We start from the raw sequence: 20,157 nt of genomic DNA on the forward strand, positions 1-20,157 counted from the left end.
CCATTAAAGTTGATCTAAGAAATTGGATTTTTTGTTGCGCGAAACGGGTAATTTAACATGGTTGGACAACACCACAAAATCGTCACTTTTATGAAATTCTTTTACTTTATTTAAATTGATTAAATAAGAATTATGAATTCGGAAGAAATACAAATCCTGTAGTTTTTCCTCCATGAATTTTAGTTTTTGAGTGATGAAAATTTTCTCTTTGTTTTCGAGAAAAATGCTACAGTAATTCCCATCGCTTTCACAATAAACAATGTCATCCGGGTTCAAGAAAATAATTTTTCCATCGCACGATACACTGATTTTTTTGATTTGATTGTGGTTTTTCTGCACCATTGTTTCCAAAGTACGCTCTAAGCGATCGTGAATGGAGTGTTCTTCTTTGTGTTGGCGAATTTTTTCAATACAACTTTTCAAATCGTCTGAATCGATGGGTTTTAACAAATAATCCAACGCTTTTTCCTTAATCGCTTTGATGGCATATTGATCGTAAGCTGTAGTAATCACCACCGAAAAATGGCGGTTTTTGAACGAATCTAAAAACTGAAAACCATCCATTTCAGGCATTTCAATATCCAAAAAAACACAATCAACTACATTTTCGTTTAAGAATTTTTTAGCTTCCAAAGCATTCGAAAAACTGCCCAAAATAATAACATCATCACAAAAATTAGCAATTTCCCATTGCATGCTTTTGAGTGCGCTTTGTTCATCGTCGATAATAATAACTGAAATCATAATCCGTAAATCAATACCCTAAATGTAACATAAATTTCTATAACTGCTCTTGGTTTTGTACCAATGGTAGGATTTTCGAAGTAGAATGAACTAAAAGTTGTACGAATGGTTGTGTTTCAAGAAAGTTTTAAAAAGCGGACAATGGATAAGTTTTAGACTTTTTTTTACCAGAAATACACAATTTTCTACCAACGATACAATTGCAAATAAACCACACTATTTCTATGATTATTTTTAATGTAAAATCAACAAACAATCATATTGAAAATCAGCATCATGAAAAAGACTACTATTTTTCTATTACTATTTTTCACCACAATCACAATGCGAGCGCAAGTCGGAATTAACACCACAATTCCGAATGCTCAATTGGATATTCGTTCGAGTAATCAAGCAACACCTACCAATACCGATGGAATTTTAATACCGAAAGTGGATACTTTTCCCGCTACTAATCCAACAGCAGCACAGCAAGGAATGTTAGTGTATTTAACCACTACATCAGGAACAGATTTACCTGGGTTTTATTATTGGAATAATGCAACGGTTGATTGGATTCCGTTAGGAAACGGAATCAATAACTGGACTACTACTGGAAATACAGGAACCAACCCAACAACCAATTTTATTGGAACCGTAGATAATGTCGATTTGATTTTTAAACGGTTTAATGTGCAGGCAGGGAAAATAGCAAACAGCAATACTTTTTTTGGACGTTTAAGCGGAAGCGTGGCAACAGGAAACAACAATACCTACATCGGAACCGAAGCAGGTAGAGATAATCTGGCTGGTCAACAAAACGTATTCATCGGACGACGCGCGGGAACATTCGGAACTACTGGCTCCGATAATATTTTAATAGGAAATGGGGCCGGAATTTTAAATGAAGCCAATCAAAATTCTTTTATTGGCTCTTTTTCAGGAAACGGAACGTCTACTGGAGCAAACAACACTTTTATGGGCTATTCTTCTGGAGCTGGCAATGGAACAGGTAGTCAGAATGCTTTTTTTGGCAGTTTTGCTGGAAATGCAAATTCGATAGGAGTGGGAAATACTTTGTTAGGAACCAATTCAAATGTAGGTTCCAATAATCTTAACAATGCTTCTGCTATTGGTTATAACGCAATGGTAGCAGCCAATAATTCAATGGTTTTGGGAAGTATCAATGGTGTTAATTCGGCTACGGCTTCCACTTCTGTCGGAATCGGAACTACAATTCCAAGAGGTGTTTTAGATGTAACGTCTTCCGTTAATGGAGTATTAATTCCACGTGTAGCTCTAACTAGTACTCTTGTTCAAGCACCAATTGCTAATCCGCAAGGCGGACCTTTAGAAGTAAGTACGCTAGTTTATAATACAGCAACTTTAGGAGTAAGTCCAAATAATGTGTATCCAGGTTTTTATTATTGGAACGGTACCAAATGGATTCGTTTTGATGTAGATGGTGAAAACAATCCCAAATATTACGCAGCAGTTGGAGTAACACCAATACCAGCAATTCCAAATATTTATACACCATCACCACAAATGTCAATCACATTTACTCCAAAAGATGATGTTGTAATAGTACATTTTTCAGCCAATGGGTTTGCCTCATTTAGTGGGTGTCAAGAAAACCTTATTTTTTTTCAATTACTACTCAATGGAGTACCCGTTACGGGTTGGCAATCCACAGCGGAAAACCCATTGGGTGTTACCAATATTAGACCTGTATGGATGTCAAATATGCACATTCCAGTTACAGTTACTATTGGTGTTCCACAAACGATTTCCATCAATTGGATGACTCCTTGTAATGGTTTAGGAAGTGCTGTTGGAACGCCATTAGCTGCGGGTTCAGGTGGGGCTTATTATGCCAACAGAGTTTTAACGGTTGTCGACCCGAATGGCGGAGGCGGAATAGTAGGAACTCCACCAGTAACTACCAATATGTGGGCGTTAAATGGAAACTCAGGAACTAATCCTGCTTCGCAATTTATAGGAACTGTAGATAATCAACCACTTGTATTTAAAACAGGTTCTCTTGAAGCCATGCGTATTGACATTTTTGGGAATTTAGGTATAGGAACAGCACTTCCCACTTCGCCTCTTCATGTAGCTGGAAAAATTAGAATGGTAGACGGAACTCAAGCTAATGGGCGCGTGTTAACTAGTGATGTCAACGGAACTGCCACTTGGCGGAATGCTTCTGATAATGCTTGGGGTTTGACAGGCAATACAGCTACAAATCCTGCAACCCAGTTTGTAGGAACAGTAGATAATCAACCTTTAGTGCTTAGAACCAATAATTTGGAACAATTTAGACTAACCGAAACGGGTGATGTAGGAATAGGAACCACTACTCCGGTAGGTAATTTAGAACTGAGAAAACCCAATCCTATTTTTAGGGTGGCGGCAGATGATTTTAGTTCTAGTTTTTTACAACTTTATGAAATAACAGGCGGAAATCCTTTTGGATATCAGTTTCAATACGATGGCAATTTAGATAAATTGCATCTATGGAGTAAAGGTTTTGCAGGTAACGATGCCATTCGAATGACTTGGTTAAAAGATGGTAAAGTCGGAATTGGAACTGTCAATCCACAAGCACAACTAGAACTTTTAGATGATAACATCACTACCACTTCCACAACTCGAGGAAACCTACATGTGATGACAACCAATCCACAAGGGATTGACGTTGGTGCATCCATTACACTTGGTGGATACTATGATGATTTGGCCACCACTATGCGAGTTTTTGGTTCTGTTGAAGCTAAGAAAGCAAATGCTTCAAGTACCAGTAGTTCGGGATATTTGATGTTTAAAACCAATAATACTGGAATTCTAAGCGAGCGTATGCGGATTACCAATGCAGGTGATGTTGGTATTGGAACTGTTGCTCCAGGCGGACAATTTCAACTATCATTAGACGAGGGCAGAAAACCAGGCACCAATACGTGGACGATTGTTTCAGATCAACGACTCAAAACCATCAACGGGAATTATACTAAAGGATTGAACGAAATTCTGCAACTCAATCCAATTCGTTTTAATTATAAGAATGTAGGTGAGCGCACCTTTGAAAAAGAAGTTTTAGATACTGAATTTGCTGGATTTATTGCTCAAGAAGTGCAACCGCTTTTCCCAGATGCTGTAGGAACAGATGCGGATGGATTTTTGAACTTTAATATTCATCCTATTTTAATTGCATCAGTAAATGCGATTAAAGAATTGAACGCCAAAAATCAAAGATTAGAAGAAGAGAATCAACAATTAAAACAACAGTTGGAATTACTTTTAGCACAACAAAAAAATCAAGAATCACTCAATAAAACCATAGTCGAACGCTTATCAGCATTAGAAATTAAAAACTAAAATGAAAAAGATTTTTTACCTACTTATTTTTCTATTTTTTGCCAATACAATAGAGGCTCAAGTTGGAATTAACACCACAAATCCTGATGCACAACTCGATATTCGTTCGAGTAACCAAGCAACACCCACCAATACCGATGGAATTTTAATTCCAAAAGTAGATGCCTTTCCCGCCACGAATCCAACTGCGGCGCAACAAGGAATGTTAGTGTATTTAACTACAACATCAGGAACCGATTTACCCGGATTTTACTATTGGGATAATGTCACTGTCGATTGGAAACCAATAATTGGGAATAGCGTTGGTACACTCGACCAAGCCTATGATTTTGGTGGAGCGGGAAATGGAAGAACCATCACAGCTGATGCAGGCGCTGTAATCATTAATGGTACAGACGGTTTGGTTTCAACAGGAACAGATGGTAGTGGTGCTGTCGCTCCTTCAGGCGGCGGAGCAAAAATGATTTGGAATCCTAGAAAGTCGGCTTTTCGAGCGGGTCGTGTTACCACAAATCAATGGGATGATGTCAATATTGGTAGTTATTCGGTAGCTTTTGGTGACCGTAGCATTGCAAGTGGTTCTTATTCGTCTGCTTTTGGTTTGCTTTCAATAGCTAGCGGACCCAATGCAACTGCTTTTGGTTTAGGAACTAGTTCTGCAAGCGGAAGTACTTTTGCAGCGGGTTTTAATACTGATGCAGACGGCTATCTTTCAACCGTTTTTGGGGATAGTAATGCCGCTTCAAGTTATGGGGAAACGGTATTTGGTATTGGAGCGACAACCTATACACCTTCAGTTAATGGTGCTTTAAATTTTCGTGCCGCCAACGCCACCGACCGACTTTTCGTTATTGGAAATGCAATTGATGCAAATTCAAACGGTTTTGTTGAAAATCCAGAACGTAGCGATGCAATCATTGTATTAAAAAACGGACTCACTCGTTTACCTTCAACCACCAATGCAATGATTACGGCAGCTGATGGGAAGGCAGTAGTTACAAAGGAATATTTGCAAAGTTCGACTTCGGGTACACTCGACCAAGCCTACGATTTTGGTGGAGCAGGAAACGGAAGAACTATTACGGCTGATACTGGTCCGGTTTTGATAAGTGGAACAGATGGTTTAGTTTCAACTGGAACTTTTGGTACTGGAGCTTTAGCGCCTATTGGAGCAGGAGATAGAATGGTGTGGAATCCGAGAAAAGGAGCATTCAGAGCCGGAAATGCCGCAGGAAATGAATGGGACGATGCTAATTTAGGTCAATATTCTGCTGCGTTTGGTGCAAATCCAACTGCCAGTGGTACTTATTCATTTGCGATTGGAATTGGAAATACAGCCAGCGGAATTGGTTCTTTTTCTGCCGGGTTTAATGCTTTAGCGAGTGGCGACATGTCAACTACTTTTGGTTATGAAACAGTCGCCAGCGGAGAAGGAGCCGTTGCTTTTGGTAACAGTACTGATGCAACAGGTTTTTATTCTACAGCTTTTGGCTTTGGAACAACAGCAAGTGGAGTTAATTCTGCTGCTTTTGGTGTAAATTCAGTTGCTTCGGGTCAGAACAGTATTGCATTCGGACAATCAGCAATAGCAAGCGGTCAATCCTCAACTGCATTCGGGCAATCCACAAGTGCAAGTGGTCTTTACGCAACAGTGTTTGGTCAATCCAACGGAGCGAGTGGAAATATTTCAACGGCTTTTGGCCTTGGGAATTCAGCAAGTGGAACTTTATCCACCGTTTTTGGGGATTTTAATTCTTCATCGGGTAATTTTTCGACCTCTTTTGGTAGTTCAAACAACGCGACGGGCATGTATTCAACCGTTTTTGGGCAAGGCAATGAATCATTTGGTGAAGTTTCTACCGCATTTGGGCAAGGTACAGTAGCTATTGGAGAAAATTCTTTGGTTGCTGGAAGAAATAATCAAGCAGTTAGTTTTGCCGAAACTGTTATTGGAATTGGAGCAACCTTTTATTCACCTTCATTAAACGGAAATACACAATTCAGAGCCGCTAATGCAACTGATCGTTTGTTTGTGATTGGAAATGCAATTGATGCCAATAACAATGATTTAGTTGACTTTGCTGAGCGTAGAGATGCTATGGTCGTTTTAAAAAATGGTAATACAGGTTTAGGTACATCAACACCACTGAACCGTTTGCATGTAGTAGGTAATATTAGAATGGTAGATGGCAATCAGGCAGCTGGACGGGTTTTAACGTCTGATGTTAATGGAGTTGCGACTTGGCAAAACGCCTCAGCCAATGCTTGGGGATTGCTAGGAAATGCTGGTACTAATGCCACCACCAATTTCCTAGGAACTACCGATAATATTGATTTAGTTTTTAGAAGAGGTAATATTATTTCGGGTAGACTCGGCGATAGCAATACTTTTTTTGGCAGAAACAGTGGAGTTGTTAATACAGGCACTTCCAATACTTTTATCGGAGAACGTGCAGGTATTGCAAATGCTTCGGGTAGTTCAAATACCTTTCTTGGTCGACTAGCTGGAGCCAATGGTGCATCAGGAAATGACAATACCTATTTAGGATATGCTTCGGGACTGAATAATACGGGTAATAGTAATCTAATGCTTGGATCTTTTGCCAGTCAAAACACATCTGGAAGTTTTAATGTTTTTCTAGGTTCTAGCGCGGGTTCCAATAATACAACAGGGTCAAGAAATACAACCATTGGATTCCAGTCCGATGTAGGTGCTGGAAATCTTACCAATGCAACTGCCATCGGGAACTTAGCCCAAGTAGACGCAAGTAATTCTTTGGTGTTGGGAAGTATTAATGGTGTTAACGGATCTTTGGTATCAACTAATGTGGGTATAGGAACAACCTCTCCCTTGACAAGACTGGATGTTGTTGATGAAAATACTACCACTACTAATTTAACTTACGGGAATTTACATGTTCGGTCGAATAATGCTCAAAATATTGATGTAGGCGGCGCTATAACTTTAGGAGGATATAACGATGACACTATGTTACAACCACGTGTTTTTGGATCTGTAGAAGGTAGAAAATCAAATGCAACCACAAACAGTAGCTCAGGTTATTTAATCTTCAAAACAAATAATGCTGGAACTTTAGCAGAAAGAATGCGTATAACCAATACTGGAAATATTGGTATAGGTACAACTGTTCCGGGCGGATTATTTGAATTGGCACTTGATCAAGGTAGAAAACCCGGAACCAATACGTGGACGATTGTTTCGGATCAACGACTCAAAACCATCAACGGAACTTACACCAAAGGATTGAACGAAATCCTACAGCTTAATCCCATTCGTTTTAATTATAAAAATATAGGCGAACGTACTTTCGATAAAGAAGTGTTGGATACCGAATATCCTGGTTTTATCGCTCAAGAAGTGCAACCGCTTTTCCCAGATGCTGTCGGAACAGACGCTGATGGATTTTTGAACTTTAATATTCATCCGATATTGATTGCATCAGTCAATGCAATTAAAGAGTTGAATGCCCAAAATGAAAGTTTACAAACGGAAAACGAATCACTCAAAACCGAACTCAATAAGCAAAAAGCCCTTCTCGAGTCAGTGTTACAACGCTTAACGCTATTAGAGCAAAAATAAAGTAGTTAGTAGTAGTTTTTAAAGTGATTAAATCCTCTTTCATAAAATTGAAAGGGGATTTTTTCATCTGTACAAAATAGTTAAAATTAAGGAAGATGGAATGCCCATTTTGTCCATTTCTGATGAATTTACAATTTTTGTTAATGGTCATTTCATACGCTTTTGATCACATACGTCACAATTCCCCAAATGATGAGGTTGTTGTCTTCAGTCACTTTAATGGGTTGGAAAGCACTATTTTCGGGCATTAAATACACACCGTCTTTTTCTATTTTGATGCGTTTTACGGTAAATTCACCATCAATAAAACAAACGGCAATTTTGTTGTTCTGCGGTTCAATACTTCGGTCAATGACCAAAACATCGCCATCGTCAATTCCGGCACCAATCATCGAAGTTCCCGAAGCTTTCGCATAAAAAGTAGCTTCTCGATTTTTGACTAAAACGTTATCCAAACTGATTTTGGTTTCATCAAAATCGGCCGCTGGCGATGGAAATCCCGCTTTGATTCCGCCCGCAATAAACGGCAGCTCGTTGCTGTTTTCAAAATCAGGAAGGAAGAATGTTATTTTATTTTTTGACATAATTTAACCGCAAAGGTGCAATGAAGCGCAAAGTTCACTAAGTTTTTTGGATTTTATGATGGTAAGACTGTACGATTTTAGGATTTTAAAAATTGAGATTTGAAGCTTATTTGTAATTTGTGTTTTTGTTTTTTGGAATTTTAACCTTAGCATTTCACCCTAAGTATATCGTTAATATTCGTGGTGTATTTAGGAGATAAATGCTCTTGTTTCATTGTCCAAGTACGTTCTAAATCTTGACTGGCCAATTTTATTTTGCGTTCGCCCGTGCGTTTGTGAAAATCGTCAATCACTTGCATTAATTTTTGGTGCTTCGGATTTTCTTCTTCAAACAAATGAAATTGCTTGGCGTTCTCCGGAATAATATCGGTCACAATCACGCCCGCTTTTTTATATATTTCACCTTCTTCAAACACTTTCTTCAGCATTTTTACAGCGACCGAACTAATCGTAATGTTCGAATTACTCGCAAACGGCAAGGTTTCCAATACATAAAAGTTATACCGATCGCGCTGCGTTTTGTATTTGTCTTTGCGCAAATACAAAATCACTCCGTTACAACATGATTTTTGTTTGCGTAATTTTTCGGCACAAACGGTTGCAAAAGTTGAAACGCGTTCTTTCATTTGGTCAAAAGTGGTGATGTTTCCAGCAAAACTGCGCGTAATGGCAATGTTTTTCTTGTCTTTCGGTTCTTCCATTTCCAACACCGATTTGCCTTCCAATTCGTATTTCAAACGCAAACCCACAACTCCCATTTCTTTTTTAATAAAGGCTTCGTTGTGCGGCTGAATAAAATCATATGCTGTTAATATACGCTGCATTTTCATTTTCTTAGTCAGTCGAAAACCAATTCCCCAAACGTCTTCAATTTTCGTCCATTTCAAGGCTTTGATTCGTTTTTCTTCCGTATCAATGACATAAATGCCTTGCGTGCGTTCTTGGTATTTTTTGGCAATTTTATTGGCTACTTTTGATAGCGCTTTCGTCTCAGCAAAACCTACACAAATCGGCAAACTCAACCATTTTTGCACCCGACTTTTCATCTGCAAACCGTAGTCGTGAAAATCGTCAATTTTCATTCCGTTAAAATTCAGAAATGCCTCGTCAATGCTGTACACTTCTACATTCGGAGTGAATCCTTCTAAAATTTTCATCACCCGATTACTCAAATCGCCGTACAAGGCGTAATTTGACGAAAAGACGTGTATATTTTTCTGCTTTAATTCATTTCTAACTTTAAACTCAGGCGCGCCCATCGGAATGCCCAAATCTTTGGCTTCATAACTGCGTGAAATGATACAACCGTCGTTATTAGACAATATAACAATGGGTTTTCCAATCAGTTGTGGCTGGAAAACGCGTTCGCACGAGGCGTAAAAATTATTGCAATCGACTAAAGCATACATAGTGTAAAAGTACAAAATTTGTAAGCGAGACAATTGTTAAAAATAGCAGTTGTTGATATGTTTTTAGGAGCAATAAGCTTGGGCTTTCTTGTAGTCGTCGTTCCCGCTTTCCCTCCAAGTTGTTCGTTCCTCACAAGCTTTCCGTCCAATCGGGGCTAGGGAAGAATCGTCTTTTGTGAAAATAGTAGTTCAAACAAAAAAACCACTCAAATTGCTTCAAGTGGTTTTTCTTATATAATTAAGGTGAATTAAATTCAGTTCAATAACGAAGTAACTAAAGTTGGATACAAACCAATTACTACATTCAATAAAATGGCTACTAAGGCAATCACATTGTATACAAAAGCATTACTGTGATTATCATCGGAAGCTTCTTTGGTATACATGGCCAAAATCAGTTTGAAATAATAGCCAATACTGATGATTGAGTTGATTACACCCACAATAACAACTACCAAATAACCCGCTTCAATCGTTTGGGTAAACAACATGAATTTGGCAAAGAATCCAGAGAAAATCGGAATTCCCGCCATCGATAATAACGATGCTGTTAAAATTCCCGCCATTATCGGATTGGTTTTTCCTAAGCCGTTAAAATTGGCAATGTCTTCGTTGTTTTTGCTTTTCGATACAAAAATAATTACAGAGAAAGCGGCAATTCCGGCCAAAGCATACGCAAAAGTGTAGTACAATAATGAACCCGCCGAATTGGAAATGCTCAACAACGTCATCAACATGAATCCGGCGTGCGATATTCCCGAAAAGGCCAACATCCGTTTTACATTTTTCTGACGCAATGCCATGATGTTTCCAACGGTCATCGAAAGTATCGAAACAATTAGAATCACAATTTGCATCTCATAAGTGATTTCGTGATTCAAAGAAACCATTAATTTGTACATGGCAGCAATAGCAACTACTTTTGCTAACGTGCTCATGGTTGCAGTAACTAACGCTGGCGCACCTTCGTATACATCTGGAGCCCAAAAATGAAATGGAACAGCTGCCACTTTAAACAACATTCCAATTAACAATAAAGCAATACCGATGTAAAACCAGCTTGGTAAACCAGCGCCACTTGATATATCGTAAATCTCTACGATATCAAAATAACCGGTTGCTCCGTAAATCAAACAGATACCAAATAAAATGATTCCAGAGGCAAATGAACCCATTAAGAAGTATTTCATTCCAGCTTCGTTGCTTCTTAAATCCAAACGACTGCTTCCTGCAAGAACATAAAGCGCAATCGAAAGCACTTCAATTCCCAAGAAAAACATCGCTAAATTTCCAAACGATACCATACAAATCGCACCCGAAAGCAAGAAGATTTTGATGGCGATATAATCGGAGAATTTGGTCGGATGATCTTTGTAAAAATCACTTCCCAACGCAATGATGAAAACGGTCAATAAAATGAATAAGGTAGAAAATGCAAGTGAAAATTTATTCACCACGATCATGTTGTTGTAATACGAAGCATCGCCAGTAAAACTGTACCATGAATATCCTAAAACAGCTAATAAACCTACAATAGATACAGGGATAATTGCTTTTCTAAAATTAAAAATTTCAGCTATTAGACAAAAAACGCCAAGTGCTATGATTGCTATTAAACTATCCATTATGATATACTGTTAATTTGTTGTAAAGTAGTTTCTATCGCAGGCGAAACCAAATCTGTAAACGGTTTTGGATACAATCCGAAGAACAACAGGAAACCAATAATTACTACTAGAGTAATGGCTTCATTAGTAGTTACATCAGCAAATATCTTTTCATTCGTGGCTCCTAACATTACTTTTTGGAACATTCGTAACATATAGTACGCACCTAAAATAATGGTCGTTCCACCAATCACGGCAAACCAAATATTCACCTGACTTAAACTGTACAATACGGTAAATTCTCCTACAAAGTTGTACGTTCCAGGTAAGGCTACAGAAGCCAAAACTAGAATCATAAACATGGAGGTGAATTTTGGGGTTTGTGAACGAATTCCGCTCATGTCAACAATTTCGCGTGTTTCATAACGACGGTAGATGATTTCAGCACAGAAGAATAACCCAACAATTACAAATCCATGTGCAATCATTTGATATACTGCACCGTTCAATCCGTCGAGTGTTAATGTGTAACATCCAGCAGCAATTAAACCAACGTGAGCTAGCGATGAATACGCCAATAATCTTTTGATGTCTTTCTGGCGTAAGGCAACAATCGAACCGTAAATTACACCTGCAATACTCAACCCAATTAAAATTGGCATATAGGTTTTAGCGGCGTTTGGCGCAATCGGTAACTGCCAACGAATAACACTGTACAATCCCATTTTTAGCATGATTCCCGATAAAAGCATAGTTCCAACGGTTGGTGCTTTTTGGTATACTTTTGCCTGCCAAGTGTGAAATGGAATAATCGGAATTTTGATCGCATAAGCTGCAAAAAACGCTAAGAATATCCAAGTTTGTTCGGTGTCGGATAAGTTTAATTTGTATAAATCGTCTAATAAGAAACTTCCAGAAAGTGTATATAAATAAGCAAATGCGATCAACATGAACAACGAACCTGCCAAAGTATAAATAAAGAATTTCAATACCGCTTTTTTGCGCTCATCAGCATCACCATTACCCCAAATTAATGCGATAAAATAAATAGGTAATAAGGCTAATTCCCAATAGATATAGTATAACAAACCATCTGCAGCCAAGAATGTACCTGTCATAGCAAAAGCCATGAATAATACTAAAGCGTAGAAGTTTTTAGATTTGGTAAACTGATTTCCAAAGGATGAAAATACAATTAGTGGAGTCAATGCAGTGGTTAACAATACCATTGCCAACGAAAGTCCATCTGCTTTGTAGGCAAAAATCACTTTCGGTACATCAATCCATTGAGTAAAATGGTTAATGTTGGTTCCGTTTTGGTATAAGTTCAATAGGTATAAAGTCACTCCAAATGCGCCTAGACTAAAAAGCAAAGCAATTTTTGAAGCCCATTTATCACCAGAAAAATAAGTTGCTATTGAACCAATAAAGAGTACTAATAATAAAGTAGTTACATCCATTGAGAGACTATTTTAACTAAAAATGTATATAAAAATAAATAAAAGATGATGGCAAAGAAACCGATTACAAAGGCAAACAAATAGAAACCGATACTTCCGTTTTGCAATTTTTTTCCTTTGTTTGCAATACCTACAGCCAATGTTCCTAATCCGTAAACCGATTTTGAAAGAGCAGGTTCTAATGTCGTTCTGAAGAAATTAGAAAGACTGTTCAATGGTTTTACGATTAAGAACGTATAGAATTCATCTACATAGTATTTGTTGTAAATTGTTTTTGAAAACCCTTGAATTTGGGCATCTTCAACAGGAACCGATTTTTGTTTCATGAATTTTGAATACGCCATACCAATTCCGATTAACGCTCCAGCCAATGCAACTCCCATCAATATGTATTCTTGCTGACCTAAAGCGTGGTGTTCGTGTTTGGTTTTTAAAATAGGCTCGATAAAATGATTCAACCACATACTTCCTGGTAAATTGATCAATCCGCCAACAGCAGCTAAAGCACCTAAAATGATTAACGGTAATGTGATTAAACTCGGACTTTCATGTAAATGATGTTTTTGTTCTTCGGTTCCTCTAAAGTCGTTGAAGAACGTCAAGTACATCAAACGGAACATATAAAACGCTGTCATAATTGATGCAACAGTACCAACAAACCAAAGAACTTTATTGTGTTCAAAAGCGACCATCAAAATTTCGTCTTTTGACCAGAAACCTGCAAAAGGGAAGATTCCAGCTATAGCCAAAGTAGAAATCAACATAGTTGCAAATGTAATGGGCATCGCTTTGCGCAAACCACCCATTTTTCGCATGTCTTGTTCGCCGTGTAAAGCGTGAATCACCGAACCCGAACCTAAGAACAAACACGCTTTGAAGAACGCATGTGTAATTACGTGGAAAACAGCTACAGTGTATGCGCCCATACCCAAAGCCAAGAACATTAATCCCAATTGAGAAACGGTTGAATAGGCAAGAACTTTTTTAATGTCATTTTGATATATTCCTATCGATGCAGCAACTAAAGCAGTGGTTGCCCCAACTACAGCAATAATGGTTTGTACATACGGAGCCAAATCAAACAAGAAGTTCATTCGCGTAATCATAAAGATTCCAGCAGTTACCATGGTCGCCGCGTGAATTAACGCCGATACTGGAGTTGGACCTGCCATTGCATCAGGTAACCAAGTGTATAAAGGTAATTGTGCCGATTTTCCGGTTGCACCAATGAACAAACACAAAGCAGCAATCGAAATTAAATGGTCAGCATTTACTGGACCTTTTACCATGATTCCTGATTGAATTAATGAATAATCCAATGAATTGAAGCAATACGCCAAAATGAACATTCCGATTAAGAAACCTAAGTCACCAATACGGTTCATGATGAAGGCTTTTTTAGCGGCGTTGTTATAGTCTTGATTTTTATACCAGAATCCGATGAGTAAGTACGAACACAATCCAACACCTTCCCAACCGATGAACATTACTAATAAGTTACTTCCAACCACCAACGTAATCATAAAGAAAACGAATAAGTTGAGGTAAGCAAAAAATTTGTGCATGTTCTCGTCATCGTGCATGTAGCTGATGGAGTATAAATGTATAAGTGAACCAATTCCAGTAACAAACAACAACCATAAAAGCGATAACTGATCAAGAAGAATTCCGAAATCCAATTTAAAATTGCTTACGGTTATCCAATCAAATAAAGAAACTTTAATAGCTTGATGCGATTCGTTTACTTGTAAAAAATAGATGATGCTGATGATGAAAGAAACCACAACAGCTCCAGTTCCGATGAAACCTGAAACCGATTTGGAAACTGATTTTCCGAAGAAAACATTGAATAAAAACCCAAAAAATGGGGTTAATAATAAAAGTAGAATTAAACTGTTTTCCATTTTGGGTTATCCTTTTAAATTTTTCAATTTCGAAATATCAATTGAACCAATATTTCTAAATACGGCTACTAAAATTGCTAATCCTACAGCAACTTCGGCTGCAGCAACTGCCATCGAAAAGAATACAAAAACTTGTCCTTCTGAATCTTGATGATAGGTAGAAAAGGCTACAAATAAAAGATTGACAGCATTCAACATGATTTCGATAGACATGAAAACAATGATTGAATTTCTACGGTACAACACTCCCAATACTCCGATACAGAACAGCAGAACTGAAAGGAATAAGTAGTTTTCGATGCCCACTTCATTTAAAATATTATTCATTTTATTCTTGTGATTTTTCTTTTTTAGACAATAACACAGCTCCAATCATCGCCACTAAAAGTAGGATGGAAGCATATTCAAACGGAACCATGTATTCGTTCAACAATACTTTTCCGAGTACTTTTATCGATTGGTAATCTTGACCTGAGATATCATATTCATCTACTGGAATTGGTTTAGAATTGACAAAAATGCCAATCAAAGCCAAACACAAAAGACAGAAAATAGTTATCGCCCCAATTCGCTTGATTCTTGGTTTGTGAACTTCGTCTTCTTTGTTCAAATTCATCAACATGATGGTAAATAAGAAGAGAATCATTATCGCACCCGAATACACAATTACGTGAACTATCGCTAAAAACTGAGCGTTAAAAAGTAAATAATGCCCCGCAATGGAGAAGAAACAAATTACTAAATAAATCGCACTGTGAATTGGTCTTCTAGTATAGATGGTTAAAAAAGCAGTCGACAAGGTTACCGCAGATAGAATGTAAAAAAGGATAAGAGCTGTTGACATAATTAATTCAGTTTTTTAGTATTTGCCATTGCCATTTCGAGTGGCATTACTAATTTATCTTTTCCGAAAATGAAATCTTCACGGTCGTAATTTGCAGGAACTAATTCTTTTGAAATGGTTAAATAAATAGCATCTTTTGGACATGCTTCTTCACACAATCCGCAGAAAATACAACGCAACATATTGATTTCATAAATTGAAGCGTATTTTTCTTCTCTGTACAAATGTTCTTCTCCTTTTTTGCGCTCTTCAGCTTTCATGGTGATGGCTTCTGCCGGGCACGAAAGCGCACACAAACCACAAGCAGTACAGTTTTCTCTTCCTTGTTCATCGCGCTTCAACATGTGTCTTCCGCGGTAAACCGGACTGAATGGGCGTACTTGCTCAGGATAATGAATGGTTGCTTTTTTTCTGAAAAAGTGCTTGATGGTAATCCACAAACCTTTAACAATTGCAATCAGGTACATTCTTTCTAAAAAAGTCATTTCCTTGTTAGAAACCTGCTTTTTTCTACCTGATAATGATATGTTTTGTATCGATGTTGACATAATTTCTTTCCTTAATTAAAAGCTAAAATGCAAATTCCAGTTATTACTATATTGATGATGGAAAGCGGAATTAATATCTTCCAACCTAAATTCATCAATTGATCGTATCTAAAACGTGGTATCGTCCAACGAATCCACATGTAGAAGAAAATGAATCCGCATATTTTAATAAACAATACAACAATTCCAAGCACATTTGCGATGTTGACACTCCAATTTTCAACTGCCCAACTCATTCCAGGATAGTTATAACCACCAAAATAAAGGATGGCTAAAATGGCTGAAGAGATGAACATATTAGCGTATTCAGCAAATAAATAGAATCCCATTTTCATGGATGAATATTCGGTATGATAACCACCAATAAGTTCTGATTCACACTCAGCTAAATCAAAAGGTGTTCGGTTGGTTTCTGCGAAAGCACAAATCAAGAAGATTAAAAATCCTACAGGTTGGTAGAATACGTTCCAATTCATTCCTGCTTGTTGTTCGGAAATTTCTTTTAAACTCAATGTTCCTGTCATCATTAACAAAGCAATAATGGATAATCCCATGGCCACTTCGTAAGACACCATTTGTGAGGCAGCACGAACCGCTCCCATTAACGAGAACTTATTATTGGATGCCCAACCACCAATCATGATTCCATATACACCAACAGAAACTACTCCGAAAATATACAATAACGAAACATCAATATCTGTGGCTTGAAGCGTCACAGTTCTACCAAACATCTCTAATTTGTCGCCCCACGGAATCACAGCGCTCGTCATCAAAGCCGTACTCATCGCAATTGCTGGTCCAACAAAAAACAAAAATCGATTAGGTGTATTGGGTTCGAATTCTTCTTTAGCAAACAATTTCATACCATCGGCTAGCGGTTGCAATAATCCGCCCCAACCGGCACGATTCGGACCTACACGATCTTGTAAAAAAGCAGCCACTTTGCGTTCTGCCCAAGTAGAATACATCGCCATGATCATTGTGATAGCGAAAACTGCTACTATAAAAATACTTTTCTCTATAATAAATCCACTATCCATTGTTGTTGCTTTCTAGTTTACTACCGTCAATTTTTTCGTTGTAATCGATTTCAGCCATACTGATTTTTTTACGATCAATGTCTCTACCTTGAAGAATTCCTTTTTCGGTTTCGATGACGACTTTATCTAATTTTCTAGTATAATTATTTTGATTGATAACCGAGTCTTTTTCGAATTTACGCGGACCTTCAATTACCCAATCCGAAACGTCTTTTTTGTCGAAGCGACACGTGTTACAAATGAAATCTTCTACTTCATGATACTCGTCTTTACGAGCGGTTACACGTTGAATTTCGTTACCAAACATCCAAAGTGTTGTTTTTCCGCAACAGCCTGGAGTAGTACATTCTCTGTGTGCATTGAACGGTTTGTTGAACCACACTCTCGATTTGAATCGGAAGGTTTTGTCCGTCAAAGCACCAACCGGACACACATCAATCATGTTCCCAGAGAATTCATTGTCAATTGCAGCCGAAACACAAGTCGAGATTTGTGAATGATCGCCACGATTCAATACTCCGTGAACACGGCCATCAGTCAACTGATCAGCCACTTCCACACAACGTTGACAAACGATGCAACGGTTCATGTGCAATTGAATGTACGGACCAATATCTTCGGGTTCGAAGGTTCTTTTTTCTTCAATGAAACGCGTTTCTGATTTTCCGTGTTCGAAACTTAAATTTTGCAAATCACATTCACCGGCTTGATCACAAACTGGGCAATCCAAAGGGTGATTGATTAACAAAAATTCGGTTACGGCTTTACGTGCTTCCGTTACTCTTTCCGACGATTTGCTCGCCACTTCCATTCCGTCTTGACAACCAGTTACACATGAAGCAACTAGTTTTGGCATCGGACGTGGATCGGCTTCGCTACCTTTAGTAACATCCACCAAACAACAACGGCATTTTCCGCCTGTTCCTTTTAGTTTCGAATAATAACACATGGCTGGCGGAACCGATTCTCCACCAATCATACGAGCTGCTTGCAGGATGGTTGTTCCTGGAGCTACTTCAATTTCTTGACCGTCAATGGTTACTTTCATATTTTTTTTGCTCTAAGCTCTAAGCTTTAAGCTCCAAGCATAAGCTTACAATGGCTTATGGCTTACAGCTTATGGCTTACAGCTATTTTATACTGTTTGCTTTGCTACTAAATGCTTTACTTTTTCAAAAGGTTCAGCCACAAAGTGATCTCTATTTTTTATTTTTTCTGGGAAACGAATGTGGTATTCAAACTCATCTCTAAAATGACGAATGGCTGCAGCAACTGGCCATGAAGCCGCGTCGCCTAATGGACAAATCGTATTTCCTTCGATTTTCGATTGGATGCTCCACAACAATTCAATGTCTTCTTCGCGACCTTGACCGTTTTCGATTCTCCACAATACTTTTTCTAACCAACCTGTTCCTTCTCTACACGGAGTACATTGTCCGCAACTTTCGTGGTGATAGAAGCGTGAGAAATTCCATGTGTTTCGTACGATACAAGCACGATCATCATAAACGATGAATCCGCCTGAACCCAACATTGAACCGGTTGCGAATCCGCCATCGGATAAACTTTCGTACGTCATCAAACGATCTTCTCCAGCAGCTGTTTTGTAAATTAAATTGGCAGGTAAAATCGGCACCGAACTTCCTCCAGGCACTAAAGCTTTTAAAGGACGATCCGTTTGCATTCCACCACAATATTCATCTGAATTCATGAATTCGTAAACCGAAACACCCAATTCAATTTCGAAAACACCTTGATTTTTGATGTTACCCGAAGCTGAAATTAATTTGGTTCCAGTAGAACGTCCAATCCCGATTCCGGCATAATCTGCGCCCGAATTGTTGATGATCCAAGGCACCGCCGAAATGGTTTCCACATTATTAACTACAGTTGGATTTTGCCACAAACCTTGTACAGCAGGAAATGGTGGTTTCAAACGAGGATTTCCACGATTTCCTTCTAAACTTTCGATAAGTGCCGTTTCTTCTCCGCAGATGTATGCTCCACCACCAATTTGAACGTACAAATCCAAATCGTAGCCTGAACCTAATATATTTTTGCCCAACCAACCGGCAGCTTTAGCTTCGGCGATGGCTCTTTCTAAAATTTTATACACCCACATGTATTCTCCACGAATGTAGATGTAGGATAAATTAGCGCCAAGAGCGTAACTTGAGGTAATCATTCCTTCAATTAATAAGTGAGGAATGTACTCCATTAAGTAACGGTCTTTGAATGTTCCTGGTTCCGATTCGTCAGCATTACATACCAAATGACGTGGCTTTCCTGATTTTTTATCGATGAAACTCCATTTCATTCCGGCTGGAAATCCTGCGCCACCACGACCGCGAAGTCCAGAAGTTTTTACTTCTTCAACCACTTCGTCTGGCGTCATTTTTTTCAAGGCTTTTTCTACTGATGCATATCCGCCTTCACGACGGTACACTTCATAGGTTTTGATGCCTGGAACATTGATTTTTTCTAATAATATTTTTCTTCCCATGATACTATTTATCGTGTAAAGTGATTTTTCCGTCTTTGCAATCGTCAATCAATTGATCAATTTTTTCTGGCGTTAGATGTTCTTGGTAGAAATCACCCAACTGCATCATAGGTGCATAACCGCAAGCGCCTAAACATTCTACTCCGCGCACTTCAAAAAGTCCGTCAGCCGTTGGTTCGCCAACTTTTACTCCTAATTTGTTACATGTATAATCCATCAAATCTTCCACACCGTTTTGGCAACAAGGAGAAGTTTGACAGAATTCAAACATGTATTTTCCGATTGGACGCTGATTGAACATGGTGTAAAAAGTCACTACTTCGTACACTTCAATCGGTTGAATTTCGAGAATTTCGGCAACTTTATTTTGCAATTCAATACTCAACCAGTTGTCGTGAGCATCTTGCACTTCGTGTAAAACAGGCAATAAAGCCGATTTCTTTTTATCTGCAGGATAATGACTGAGCAATTCATTGATGCGAGCCATCAACGGTTCAGTTATGTTTATCTCTTGTTTGATGTGTGATCTTTCCATTTTTAATTTTAGATTTTA

15 protein-coding genes are annotated in these 20,157 nt (G+C 38.2%); 2 read left to right on the forward strand and 13 right to left on the reverse strand.

Going from position 1 to position 20,157, the window contains the following annotated elements; translation table 11 throughout:
* Positions 1-3: 3 nt before the first annotated feature.
* Complete coding sequence (locus tag VK161_RS07175; RefSeq protein ID WP_324214087.1) at positions 4-744, reverse strand: LytTR family DNA-binding domain-containing protein; 741 nt, start codon at positions 742-744, stop codon at positions 4-6.
* Positions 745-1,020: 276 nt separating this feature from the next.
* Between VK161_RS07175 and VK161_RS07180 the strand changes: the two genes are divergently transcribed.
* Entirely contained in the window at positions 1,021-4,101 is a 3,081-nt protein-coding gene (locus VK161_RS07180) for a tail fiber domain-containing protein (protein ID WP_324214088.1), read from the forward strand.
* A 1-nt stretch (position 4,102) separates the two neighbouring features.
* On the forward strand, positions 4,103-7,702 hold the full coding sequence (locus tag VK161_RS07185; protein WP_324214089.1) for a tail fiber domain-containing protein: 3,600 nt from the start codon (positions 4,103-4,105) through the stop codon (positions 7,700-7,702).
* 152 nt (positions 7,703-7,854) lie between these two features.
* On the opposite strand, the gene VK161_RS07190 is transcribed toward VK161_RS07185, so the two are convergent.
* From VK161_RS07190 to VK161_RS07245, 12 genes are all read right to left on the reverse strand, one after another.
* Complete coding sequence (locus tag VK161_RS07190) at positions 7,855-8,286, reverse strand: translesion error-prone DNA polymerase V autoproteolytic subunit (protein WP_324214090.1); 432 nt, start codon at positions 8,284-8,286, stop codon at positions 7,855-7,857.
* A gap of 146 nt (positions 8,287-8,432) precedes the next feature.
* Complete coding sequence (locus VK161_RS07195; RefSeq protein ID WP_324214091.1) at positions 8,433-9,695, reverse strand: Y-family DNA polymerase; 1,263 nt, start codon at positions 9,693-9,695, stop codon at positions 8,433-8,435.
* A gap of 254 nt (positions 9,696-9,949) precedes the next feature.
* On the reverse strand, positions 9,950-11,320 hold the full coding sequence (locus tag VK161_RS07200; protein ID WP_324214092.1) for an NADH-quinone oxidoreductase subunit N: 1,371 nt from the start codon (positions 11,318-11,320) through the stop codon (positions 9,950-9,952).
* Positions 11,320-12,762, reverse strand: a complete 1,443-nt coding sequence (locus tag VK161_RS07205; RefSeq protein WP_324214093.1) for an NADH-quinone oxidoreductase subunit M — start codon at positions 12,760-12,762, stop codon at positions 11,320-11,322. Before VK161_RS07205 ends, VK161_RS07200 begins: the two co-directional genes overlap by 1 nt.
* A complete protein-coding gene (nuoL, locus tag VK161_RS07210; protein ID WP_324214094.1) occupies positions 12,753-14,666 on the reverse strand; it encodes an NADH-quinone oxidoreductase subunit L in 1,914 nt (637 codons plus the stop codon). Before nuoL ends, VK161_RS07205 begins: the two co-directional genes overlap by 10 nt.
* A gap of 6 nt (positions 14,667-14,672) precedes the next feature.
* Positions 14,673-14,993 carry an NADH-quinone oxidoreductase subunit NuoK gene (gene nuoK, locus VK161_RS07215; protein ID WP_324214095.1) on the reverse strand — a complete coding sequence of 107 codons (321 nt, stop codon included), beginning with the start codon at positions 14,991-14,993 and terminating at the stop codon, positions 14,673-14,675.
* Position 14,994: 1 nt separating this feature from the next.
* Positions 14,995-15,510, reverse strand: a complete 516-nt coding sequence (locus VK161_RS07220) for an NADH-quinone oxidoreductase subunit J (protein WP_324214096.1) — start codon at positions 15,508-15,510, stop codon at positions 14,995-14,997.
* A 2-nt stretch (positions 15,511-15,512) separates the two neighbouring features.
* Positions 15,513-16,058, reverse strand: coding sequence for an NADH-quinone oxidoreductase subunit I (locus VK161_RS07225; protein WP_324214097.1), 546 nt, complete (start codon positions 16,056-16,058; stop codon positions 15,513-15,515).
* An 11-nt stretch (positions 16,059-16,069) separates the two neighbouring features.
* Positions 16,070-17,101: an NADH-quinone oxidoreductase subunit NuoH gene (gene nuoH, locus VK161_RS07230; protein ID WP_324214098.1), complete on the reverse strand. Its 1,032-nt coding sequence runs from the start codon at positions 17,099-17,101 to the stop codon at positions 16,070-16,072.
* Positions 17,094-18,149, reverse strand: coding sequence for a 2Fe-2S iron-sulfur cluster-binding protein (locus VK161_RS07235; RefSeq protein WP_324214099.1), 1,056 nt, complete (start codon positions 18,147-18,149; stop codon positions 17,094-17,096). The genes nuoH and VK161_RS07235 overlap by 8 nt, the downstream gene beginning before the upstream one ends.
* Before the next feature lie 87 nt (positions 18,150-18,236).
* Entirely contained in the window at positions 18,237-19,604 is a 1,368-nt protein-coding gene (gene nuoF, locus VK161_RS07240) for an NADH-quinone oxidoreductase subunit NuoF (protein ID WP_324214100.1), read from the reverse strand.
* 4 nt (positions 19,605-19,608) lie between these two features.
* Positions 19,609-20,139: an NAD(P)H-dependent oxidoreductase subunit E gene (locus VK161_RS07245; protein ID WP_324214101.1), complete on the reverse strand. Its 531-nt coding sequence runs from the start codon at positions 20,137-20,139 to the stop codon at positions 19,609-19,611.
* Positions 20,140-20,157: the final 18 nt, after the last annotated feature.

It is taken from the genome of Flavobacterium sp. (assembly GCF_035299245.1).
Classification (GTDB): domain Bacteria; phylum Bacteroidota; class Bacteroidia; order Flavobacteriales; family Flavobacteriaceae; genus Flavobacterium.

Coding starts and splice junctions, on each gene's coding strand:
- VK161_RS07220 (WP_324214096.1), bottom strand. CDS start 15,510: ATGTCAACAGCTCTTATCCTTTTTTACATTCTATCTGCGGTAACCTTG.
- VK161_RS07195 (WP_324214091.1), bottom strand. CDS start 9,695: ATGTATGCTTTAGTCGATTGCAATAATTTTTACGCCTCGTGCGAACGC.
- VK161_RS07235 (WP_324214099.1), bottom strand. CDS start 18,149: ATGAAAGTAACCATTGACGGTCAAGAAATTGAAGTAGCTCCAGGAACA.
- nuoH (WP_324214098.1), bottom strand. CDS start 17,101: ATGGATAGTGGATTTATTATAGAGAAAAGTATTTTTATAGTAGCAGTT.
- nuoL (WP_324214094.1), bottom strand. CDS start 14,666: ATGGAAAACAGTTTAATTCTACTTTTATTATTAACCCCATTTTTTGGG.
- nuoF (WP_324214100.1), bottom strand. CDS start 19,604: ATGGGAAGAAAAATATTATTAGAAAAAATCAATGTTCCAGGCATCAAA.
- VK161_RS07200 (WP_324214092.1), bottom strand. CDS start 11,320: ATGGATAGTTTAATAGCAATCATAGCACTTGGCGTTTTTTGTCTAATA.
- VK161_RS07205 (WP_324214093.1), bottom strand. CDS start 12,762: ATGGATGTAACTACTTTATTATTAGTACTCTTTATTGGTTCAATAGCA.
- VK161_RS07175 (WP_324214087.1), bottom strand. CDS start 744: ATGATTTCAGTTATTATTATCGACGATGAACAAAGCGCACTCAAAAGC.
- VK161_RS07225 (WP_324214097.1), bottom strand. CDS start 16,058: ATGTCAACATCGATACAAAACATATCATTATCAGGTAGAAAAAAGCAG.
- nuoK (WP_324214095.1), bottom strand. CDS start 14,993: ATGAATAATATTTTAAATGAAGTGGGCATCGAAAACTACTTATTCCTT.
- VK161_RS07245 (WP_324214101.1), bottom strand. CDS start 20,139: ATGGAAAGATCACACATCAAACAAGAGATAAACATAACTGAACCGTTG.
- VK161_RS07190 (WP_324214090.1), bottom strand. CDS start 8,286: ATGTCAAAAAATAAAATAACATTCTTCCTTCCTGATTTTGAAAACAGC.
- VK161_RS07180 (WP_324214088.1), top strand. CDS start 1,021: ATGAAAAAGACTACTATTTTTCTATTACTATTTTTCACCACAATCACA.
- VK161_RS07185 (WP_324214089.1), top strand. CDS start 4,103: ATGAAAAAGATTTTTTACCTACTTATTTTTCTATTTTTTGCCAATACA.